The sequence below is a fragment of the Novosphingobium sediminicola genome, from assembly GCF_014196525.1.
Lineage (GTDB): Bacteria > Pseudomonadota > Alphaproteobacteria > Sphingomonadales > Sphingomonadaceae > Novosphingobium > Novosphingobium sediminicola.
Genome location: NZ_JACIDX010000039.1, coordinates 1 through 9,478 on the forward strand (window position 1 = coordinate 1; position 9,478 = coordinate 9,478).

A 9,478-nucleotide genomic window follows, 5' to 3' on the forward strand; every position below is an offset into this window, starting at 1 on the left:
GCCAGAATCCGCCATGCCTTGCGCGGATCATACGTCGCCTTGGCCGGGCCGATCCCCAGATCCTCCAGCGCCACGCCCTGCGAATAGAGCATCCGGAACAGGTAGTGATCCGGGCGCAGCAACAGCTCCGTCGCATTACCAAACGTCTCGTTACGCGCGAACCAGCTCGGGTCCGTATGCCCGTGCGGGGACACAATCGGCGCGTCCTTCACGGTGGCATACAATTCCCGCGCCACGGCGCGGACGCCGGGTTCAGAAGGGAACAAACGGTCGGGGTGTAGGTCCAAGGGGCGGGGCATGAGAGGGAAATCAGTCCTTTAATGCGGTGAAACGGAAATTGCGAAAGCGCGCCTCGCCCTTGCCAGCGGCATAGAGGCCGGGTTTGAGCGCCAGAAAGCCGCCGCGCACATTGTGGTGATAGCCCGAGACCTCCATGCCGCGGTCGAAGCGGTGCCAAGTCTGGCCGCCGTCGCTGCTGGTGTGGATGGCGATGATGTGGCGGCGGTTGGTGATGCGCATCCGCAAGGCTTGGCCATAGGTGTGAGCGGGGCGGCCGCGCTCCATGCCATATTGGTGGGTGACGAAACGGTCCTTGTCGAAGCCTAGGCCCGCATAGAGCCGGTCGTCATAGAACAGCACGAGACCCGCCGTGGCGCCGGGATCAATTTCGATATCGCATTCAAAGCGATAGGATGTTTCCCCCGCCGTCAGCAACAAAGGCGAACCATCGACCGGCGCATTGCCCTTGGCGGTCAGATGCAGCACGCCATCGGCCACCCGCACCCGTGAGGCTTCATCCCGCGCAGGGCGGAAAAAGGCCCATTTGCTGCCCAAAGCCAGCGGCGCGGAAAAATCATCCGACAGCGCCATGCCATGGGGCAGCGCCTGCCCGCCGCGCGGTTTGGGCAAGGGGCGCGAAAGATCGCCGCCGGTCATGCGCGGCCAGCCGTCCTTACCCCACACCACCGGATCGAGCAGGCATTGCCGCCCCAGCGTCCAGAAATCCGCGCGATAGCCATGATAGACCGCCCACCACGACCCATCCGGCGCATCGACCAGCGAGGCATGACCCCGGCACCACCACGCCTCCTTGTCGGACACGGTGCGCACCAGAGGATTGCCCGGATGATGCTCCCACGGGCCATGGATCGAGCGTGAGCGCGCCGCGATCACCATATGGCCGGTGGGCGGGCCAGCCGTGCCGCCCACCGCCGTCAGCATATGGAAATAATCGCCGTGGCGCAGGATCTTGGGGCCTTCGGGGCTGAAACCCTCAACATCCCAGGTGTCGGGATAGCGCCACGGGTCATAGACATGCTCGGGCGTCCCGGCCAGCGAGAGGCCATCCTCGGACAAGCGCACCCGGTCGCCGCCCGATAGGAACAGCCAGCGCGAGCCATCCTCGCCCACGGCATGACACGGGTCGATATGTTTGGGCAGGCCGAGCGGAACCGGATCGCTCCACGGCCCGTCAATATGGTCGGCCCAGATGACGAATGTGTCATTCTGTTCGGCCTTGACCGGGATGTAGAGGAAATAACGGCCTTTATGCTTGACCAGACTGACCGCCCAGACCGCGCCGATATTGCGGAACAGCGCGGGCTTGCGCGGTTGCCAGTTCACCAGATCGCGCGAATGCCAGATCGTCAGGCCCGGATAGGCGTCGAAGCTGGAAAAGGTCATGTAATAATCCGCGCCATCGCGCAGGATCGCCGGATCGGCCCGGTCGCCCGACAGGATCGGGTTCAGGAAAGTGCCATTGCCAAGATCAGGCGCGGCCTGATTGTCGAAGCCCGGCGCGGGGGCGGCCTTAACCTGCGCCGACAGCCCGGCCAGCGTCGTCAGTCCGCCCGCCAAAAGCGCAGCGCGGCGGTCGATTGTAAAACTCATGCCTGTTTCACCAATCCCGTTGTTTGCACCCAATTCAGCCAAAGCTGGGGCCAGATCGCGACCGGCTTGCCTGCGGCATTACGCAGGCCAAAACCATGGCCGCCCTGTTCGAAGAGATGGCATTCCACCCGCGCGCCCTTGGACTTCAACGCATCGCGCAGGGCCAGCGTATTGCCCACCGGCACGGCGGGATCATCCTCGGCGTGGAGCAGGAAATGGGGGGGCGGGTTGGCCGGAATGTTGCGGTCGGGCGAATGGGCCACCTCCTGCGCCGCCGTGGGGTGATCGCCCAGCATTTGCTGGCGCGATCCGGCATGGGCCAGAGGAGGCGTCATGGAGATGACCGGATAGATGGGGGCCGAACAGAATGGCCGCGTGGGCATCGCGTCCGCTGCATCCATGGGCGCATAGACCGCCGCATCAAAACGCGAGGACAAATCGGCGCACAAATGCCCTCCGGCTGAAAAGCCCATGGCCGCCACGCGGGCCGGATCAATGCCATGTTGGCCTGCGCGGTGGCGGATCAGGCGGATCGCGCGCTGAGCGTCGATCAGGGCGGTATCGGGGCCGCTCGCCCATCCCTCGCCCGGCAGGCGATAGAACAGGACGAAGCAGGTAAAGCCGCGCGCCGCCAGCCAGCGGGCCATTTCATAGCCCTCGCGGTCGATCACCACGCGGACATAGCCGCCGCCCGGCGTAATCAGCACCGCCGCGCCATTGGGCTGTTTCGGACGAAACACCACCATGCGCGGATGCGAAATGCCGTGGATCGCGCGGTCGGGCGTGGCCGGATCTTTCGACCTTTCGACGATCTCCTGCGTGATCGGGTGCAAACGCCCCGGCCCCATCCCGCCGGGCCAGAGTGAAATCACCTCCGGCGCATCGGGCAGGTCATCCGATGGGGTGGCGGGCGGAGAGGCCATCATTCCCTCCGCCCGCCATGAGGCTGCCCCCGCCAACAGGCCGGATGCCAGAAGCGTCCTGCGATCCATAATCATCGAACACATCCCTTATCCGGCCCCGACGAGGGCAGAAGTCTTAGTATTTCCAGCGCGCGCCGAACTGGATCGTGCGGCCGAAGTGGTTGTTTTCATAGTTACGCGTCGCGCTCGCATCGGTGTAGCGATAGCGATAGGTGTCGAGCAGGTTGTTGCCGTCCAGCGAGATTTCGATGCTGGGGGTCAGCTTGTAACGCACCGCTGCGTCAAAGCTGGTATAGCTGCCGTAACCCTCGAACACGTTGCTGGTGCCGCTGGTGCTGTCGTTGAACGGCCCGCGATAGCTGAGCATGCCGCGCAGGCTGAACTTGCCATCGTCATAGTACAGCGTGGCGTTCCACGCTGTTTTCGACACACCCAGCAGCGTTGCCGGATAAACCGAGGTCACGCCCACCAGCGTACAGGCCGAGGCCGCCGTGGCGCGGGTGCAGGGATTGGTGGCCGGGCCGGTAATCGTGTAATTGGCGTTCGACTTGATCAGCGTCACGTTGCCCTGGAAGCCGATATTCTTCAGCGCGCCGGGCAGGAACTTGAAGGGCATCTGCAATGCCAGCTCCATGCCCTGCAGACGAGCGCCGCTGCCGTTCACATTGGCCGTGATCTGATAGATCTGGTTCGGGTCAAAGTTGATATAGGCAGGCGAGCTGGTCGGCAACGCGCTTTGCGGCAGGCCGGTTGAGGCAAAGGTGGCCGCATAGCTGGACGAGATCGGGAAGCTGGCGATATCCTTCTGGAACAGGGCCAGCGAGATCACCGATTGGGGGGCGAAGTAATATTCGACCGCCAGATCGTAATTGGTCGCGCGATAGGGATCGAGCTGGGGGTTGCCATAGCTGATCTTGTAATTGAACCCGTCGATTGAGCCGCCCGGCGTCAGATTGCCCAGCGTCGGGCGCGTCAGCACCTTGGCATAGGCGGCACGCACGATGACCTTGGGATGCGGATAGAAGGCAAGGTTGGCCGAAGGCAGCCAGTCGTCATAGGTGCGCCCCACCGTTACGGTGTTGCCCGAAAGGATGCCGGTCGACTTCTGGCTGGTGCGCGCATAGCGCGTGCCCAGATTGCCGCCGAATTCCAGACCCAGCAGATTGCCCTTGAAATCGGCCTCCAGATAGCCGCCCGAGGTGGTTTCCTGAACCGAGCGGACATTGCCGGTGTCAAGCGTGGGTGTGCGGCTGTACAGCTTGGTATAGGCGGTGGTGTTGGCCAGATTGGCCACGATCCAGCTGTTGGTCGTACCCGCAGGCTGGCCCGCATTGCCCAGATTGACGGTATCGACCATCGCGCTGGTCACCGGGAAGCCATAGGTGGTGGACGAACAGGTCAGTGTGCCCAGCACAAGGTCGGCCCCGCTGCCGCCGCAAACCGCGCTGTCGCGCAGATAGGCCACCGAATCGAAGTTGAACCGGCGCCACACCGCACCGCCCTTCAGCGTGAAGCCATCGGCCACTTCCCAGGTCACATTGCCCTGAACCGTCTTGAAACGGTTGGTGACATTGGAGGGGCGGTCGCGGATTTCGGCCAATTGGAACTTGGACGGATCGGTCACGCTGTCGCCATAGGAAATGACGGGCGAGGCCATATTGCGGTAATCATAGGAGAAACCATTGGCGTTGCGATTGTCGAGCAACATGGTGGTTTCCACCGGAATATCCGCGTCCGACTTTGAAATGCCGCCCAGGATCTTCACCTTCAGCTTGTCGGTGATGTCCTGATCCAGCGTCGCGCCGACCTGATAGAAGGTGGTGTTCGACTGGCGCAGATAATGTTCGGTGCGGACATAGGCGTGGTTGAACGTGGCCGCGACCATGTTGTTGTTCGCGTCATAGACGGGATTGACCACGTCGATCGACTTTTCGTTCGAACGGGCCAGCACTTCGAGCCACTTCTCCTCGCGGTTTTCCTTGAAGCGCGAGAAGAGCGCGTCAATCGACAGCTTGGTGTGGTCGTTGGGCTTGAACTGGATCGAGCCGGTCAGGCCCAGACGCTCGCGTTCATGGCTGATCGTGCCATAGCGCGGGATGCGCGGGTGGAAGGACAAGGTGGCCTGATCGCAGGCGGTGCTGGGGCGATAGTTGCCGCTGTAATTGGTGGCCACGCCGCCCGTGGCCCCGGGGACCGAATAGAGGCAGTTCGTGCCGTTGACCGAGTTGAAATAGGCCTGAGCCCAGCGCACCGAATTGTTGCCCAGTTCGAGCGTGCTGGTCTTGGAATAGGCGGCCGAGACATTGGCGCCGAACGTGCCTTCGTCATTGCGCCAGCTCAGCAGGCCCGCCAGACGCGGCCCAAGGTTCTTTGACAGGTCGTTATAGCTGCCCTGAACATTGGCCACCGCCGTCAGGCCGGCCTTGCCGCCCAGCGGGTTGCCAGTGTTGAGATCCACCACCGCGCCCAGCGAACCTTCGTCCAGCGAGGGCTCGGCAGTCTTGTGAACGACAAGATTGGTGAAGAGTTCCGAGGCGAAAACGTTGAAATCGAACGAACGGTCGCGGTTGGCGCTGGCCCCGTCCGACGAGGTCGCCACGGTTTCAAGGCCGTTCACGCGAACGCGGGTGAATTGCGCACCAAGCCCACGCACGGTGATCGCACGGCCTTCGCCGCCGTCGCGCTGGATCGAGATGCCGGGAATGCGCTGGAGCGATTCGGCAAGGTTCTGATCGGGGAACTTGGCGATGTCTTCGGCCACGATGGCGTCAACGGCTGCCACCGAGTTCTTTTTCAAATTAAGCGCGGCTTCCAGCGAGCGGCGGAAGCCGGTGACGACAATGGCTTCGGGCGCGGGCGCATCGGCTCCGGGCGCGGAAGGCGCGGTCTGTGCATAGGCGGGCGCGGCCAGCGCGGTGCTGGCGGCCAGAGCCAGACGAATTGCGGTAAAACGTGTGACGGTATGAGGCATTATAACTCCCCCTTAAACTCCCTGAGGGCGACGAAGCGCCCCAATCCTCAATCCATGCCCCAAGGGATTGCTACCGGTGTCATAAGGGGGAAACGCGAATCGCATTTCCACCGCCTTTTGCATCCAGATCCCTGCCCATTGGGGCCAATTTATTCTCACAAGATGTTGCTGATCAACGTTTTTGTTTTCCGTCGAAGGGAAACTCTTGTCCGATTTGGTAACCGGTGTCATAAGTCTTGGCATGAGGCCCCGGCCTCTGTCAAGAACCACCAACAATGAAGCCCCACAGGAGAGGCCCCGGTGACATTTTTGCCCACCCCCCGTTTACGAGATGTCCGTCTGCGTCACGCCCGCCTTCTGCTGGCAACTGCGCTTTTGCCGCTGGCCGCGCCCGTCTGGGCCGAAACCCCCAATGCCCCCGCCCAGACCAGTTTTGCTCACCCCGCCGATCCCACCAAGGGCGGCGCCGGAGGCCGAATCATCCGGGTGACGACTCTGGCCAAGGACGGGCCGGGATCGTTCAAGGAAGCCATCGAGGCCAAGGGCCCGCGCATCGTCGTGTTCGAGGTGGGCGGTGTGATCGACATGGGCGGCACCGAACTGGTCATCAAGGAACCGTTCCTGACCATCGCCGGGCAAACCGCCCCCTCGCCCGTCACCCTCATCCGCACGGGCATCGACCTGCACGGCCATGACGTGATCATCAGCCACCTGCGCATTATGACCGGCGCGATGGACAAGCCCCATTTCTCGGGCTGGGAACCGGACGCCTTTTCGACCGTGGCCGCGCATAATGTAGTGATCGAACATTGCTCCTTCCTCTGGGCCATCGACGAAAACATGTCGGCCAGCGGCCCGCGTTTCACCGGAAAGACCGTTCAGGACTGGCGCGCAGGCACCAGCCATGATGTTGTGTACCGCGAAAACCTAGCCGCCGAAGGTCTGGCCTTCGCCAGCCATTCCAAGGGCGAACATTCCAAGGGTTCGCTGATCCACGACAACACCACCAACATCACCTTCTACCGCAATGTCTGGGCGCATAATGTCGAGCGCAGCCCGCTGGTAAAGGGCGGCGCGCAGGTCGCGATGGTCAACAATATCATCTATAATCCCGGCCACCGCGCGGTGCATTACAACCTGATGGCGCTGGAATGGGCGGGCCATGATTACGTCACCGGCGAGATCACGGCGGTCGGCAATGTCATGCGCGGCGGCAATCAGACCGATCCGGGCCTGCCCTTTTTGATGCTGGGCGGCGATGGCGATCTGGCTTTCTATGGCAAGGACAATCGCGCGGTAGACCGTCATGGCCTGCCCTTGCCGATGTTTGGCCGCTATGGCGAGACCAAGGCGAAGCTCATCACCTCGGACAAGCCTCTGGCCAAACTTGATGGCTATACGATCCTGCCCTCGGGCGATGTCGAAACCAGCGTTTTGAGCAGCGTGGGCGCGCGGCCTTGGGATCGCGATCCTCAGGACATCCGCGTGCTGTTCTTCGTGGCCGAAGGGCGCGGCGACATTATCGACGATGAAAAGCAGGTCGGCGGCTATCCCCATGCTGCCGAAAAGCGCGCGCCTTTTGTCGAGGCTGCCTGGGATCTGACCACGATGACGCCCAAGAACGGCGCCTATCCGGGGCAGAAGGTTGGCGCGCAGGAAAAGTTGAGCGATCGCGACAAGGCGATGCGGCAGGGCGGCGTCTGATGCTGGCGGCGCTGCTCTTGGCTGCTGCGCCACCAATGGCCATCATCGACGAGCGCGACGTGATGCGGCGCGAAGCCGTGCCGCATGGCGCCATCGGCATGTCCACCGCGTGGCGGATCAGCGATGCCGCGCCCCAGCCTCGCCGGATGGAATTCCGGCGGCGCACGCTGGATGTGGGGGCCGCCATCGGCCTCCACATCATCGCCCATGACGAGGTGTATTATGTTCTCTCGGGCGATGGAGAGGTGGAAAGCGACGGCCAGAAGGCTGCGCTTAAACCGGGCATGACCGCCTATCTCTATGATGGCGCGAATGTCGGCATCCGCCAGACCGGCAAGGAGCCGCTGGCGCTGATTATTGCTTATCCGGCAAAACCTTAACTGCCGGGCTGCACATAGGGAGCGGTCGCCCACATGGCCCGCTCCCACTCACGCGGATCATTTTCTACGTGCGGATTTTCGCTCATTAGCATCGTCGCGCGGGTCGGCAAGCGATAGGGCGTCCAGCTTCCCTCACCCGTTTTCGCCAGTTTCACGAAAGCGCCTTGCAGCGCATCGCGCGTGGCCCGCGCATCGGCGTCCGTGCCGCTGAAACTGCCCAGCGCGTCTAGCGTGCCGAAAACATAGGGAATATCATCCGTATGCGCCGCGCCGCGCAGAGGATCGACGGGTGAGCGGCGGGTCAGGCAATAGACCCATGTTTTCTCCGCGCCCGCGGCTGCCCGCGCATCGGCCTCGATCACCTGCCCCGGCCAGCTGCGCCCCGCCGTTGTGGCCGCATAATAGACCTGCTCAGGTGTCCAGTCAGGATGATGGCTGCGATATTGTGCAATCACATAGGCTGGATCGAGATCGATCTTGACCTCTGCCGCCATCCGGCTCGCGATATTATCCCAACTCAACCCTCGCAATTTGGCCCCGCGCGGATCGAGAAAGGCCCGTGTTTCCTCGATCACATTGCCAAGGATCATCGGAATGTTCAGCGATTGGGGCGCCGCATCGGGCCAGAACGGATGGCGTGGAAGATTGGTCATATCCAGCACCGGCCCGAAATAGGCCGAGCCCCCCATGATCGGATCAGCGGCCCCCAGACCTTCAATAAACCGTTCGATGGGGAGATGGCGCAAAGCCTCGACATCGCCCTGAGCGATTTTCAACTTATCGAAAAAGGCCCGCGTGCGTTCCCAGGCATGGACCGGACCGCTGGCGACCACCTGCTGGCCGCTCATGGTCGCGGTCGAATGGAACAGGCCCCGCGCGGCGGGCATCGCCATCAGCGTGGCAATCTTGGCCCCGCCACCCGATTGACCAAAGGTGAAAACACGCGAGGAATCGCCGCCAAAGTGATGAATATTATGTCTGATCCATTGCAAGGCGCAAATCAGGTCTAACTGCCCCAAATTGCCACTGTCGGCAAATTGCGCGCCCAAAGGTTGCAGCCACAAATAGCCCAGCGCATTGAGCCGATGGTTGACCGTAACCACCACCACATCGCCCTGCTCGGCCAGATGCTGCCCATGGGTCAGCGGATCGGTGACGCTGCCGGTAGTATATGCGCCGCCGTGGAAATAGACCATGACGGCACGGGCGGCTTTAGGGTTGGCCTCCGGCGTCCAGATGTTGAGGAACAGGCAATCTTCCGATTGCGGCTGATCACTCATCCCACGCTGGGGGCAAATGGGTGCGAAATTTGTGGCGGGGGTCTTTTCGACCGTCAGAGGCTCAATCTGCGGCGGGGCGAAGCGGACCGCACGCGCGTATCGGATGCCCTTGAATGCCTGCACCGCGCCTGCGCGCAGCCCTTGATAGCCTGCGACCTGCGCATCGCGGGGTTTGGCGAAGGCAGGCACGGCGACCATGGCCGCCGCGCCCGCGATCACACCCCGACGGGTAGGATTACCGCCGGACATCGCCTGAACTGCCTGTAAAGCCGTCCACTTCCTCTCGGGACAGGCGGAGCCAGTCGCCGTGGAGGGAGTGCTTGAGGGCAT

7 protein-coding genes are annotated in these 9,478 nt (G+C 62.6%); 2 read left to right on the top strand and 5 right to left on the bottom strand.

All coding sequences use genetic code 11. The annotated features are described in order from the left end of the window. The 4 genes from GGR38_RS23595 to GGR38_RS23610 form a co-directional block, all read right to left on the bottom strand. On the bottom strand, positions 1–299 hold a 299-nt coding region (locus GGR38_RS23595), incomplete at its 3' end, for a glucuronate isomerase (protein WP_183629427.1). A 10-nt stretch (positions 300–309) separates the two neighbouring features. After that, positions 310–1,890 carry a family 43 glycosylhydrolase gene (locus tag GGR38_RS23600; protein ID WP_183629429.1) on the bottom strand — a complete coding sequence of 527 codons (1,581 nt, stop codon included), beginning with the start codon at positions 1,888–1,890 and terminating at the stop codon, positions 310–312. Continuing rightward, complete coding sequence (locus GGR38_RS23605; RefSeq protein ID WP_183629431.1) at positions 1,887–2,888, bottom strand: alpha/beta hydrolase; 1,002 nt, start codon at positions 2,886–2,888, stop codon at positions 1,887–1,889. The genes GGR38_RS23600 and GGR38_RS23605 overlap by 4 nt, the downstream gene beginning before the upstream one ends. A gap of 40 nt (positions 2,889–2,928) precedes the next feature. Then, positions 2,929–5,784 (bottom strand): TonB-dependent receptor, encoded by a 2,856-nt coding sequence (locus GGR38_RS23610; protein WP_183629433.1) that lies wholly within the window; start codon positions 5,782–5,784, stop codon positions 2,929–2,931. A 381-nt stretch (positions 5,785–6,165) separates the two neighbouring features. Between GGR38_RS23610 and GGR38_RS23615 the strand changes: the two genes are divergently transcribed. Both GGR38_RS23615 and GGR38_RS23620 read left to right on the top strand, forming a co-directional pair. Continuing rightward, entirely contained in the window at positions 6,166–7,488 is a 1,323-nt protein-coding gene (locus GGR38_RS23615; RefSeq protein ID WP_246405253.1) for a pectate lyase family protein, read from the top strand. Then, positions 7,488–7,868 (top strand): cupin domain-containing protein, encoded by a 381-nt coding sequence (locus tag GGR38_RS23620; protein WP_183629435.1) that lies wholly within the window; start codon positions 7,488–7,490, stop codon positions 7,866–7,868. Before GGR38_RS23615 ends, GGR38_RS23620 begins: the two co-directional genes overlap by 1 nt. Here GGR38_RS23620 and GGR38_RS23625 read toward each other — a convergent pair. After that, on the bottom strand, positions 7,865–9,397 hold the full coding sequence (locus GGR38_RS23625; RefSeq protein ID WP_183629437.1) for a carboxylesterase/lipase family protein: 1,533 nt from the start codon (positions 9,395–9,397) through the stop codon (positions 7,865–7,867). The genes GGR38_RS23620 and GGR38_RS23625 overlap by 4 nt on opposite strands. Between the last annotated feature and the right edge of the window lie 81 nt (positions 9,398–9,478).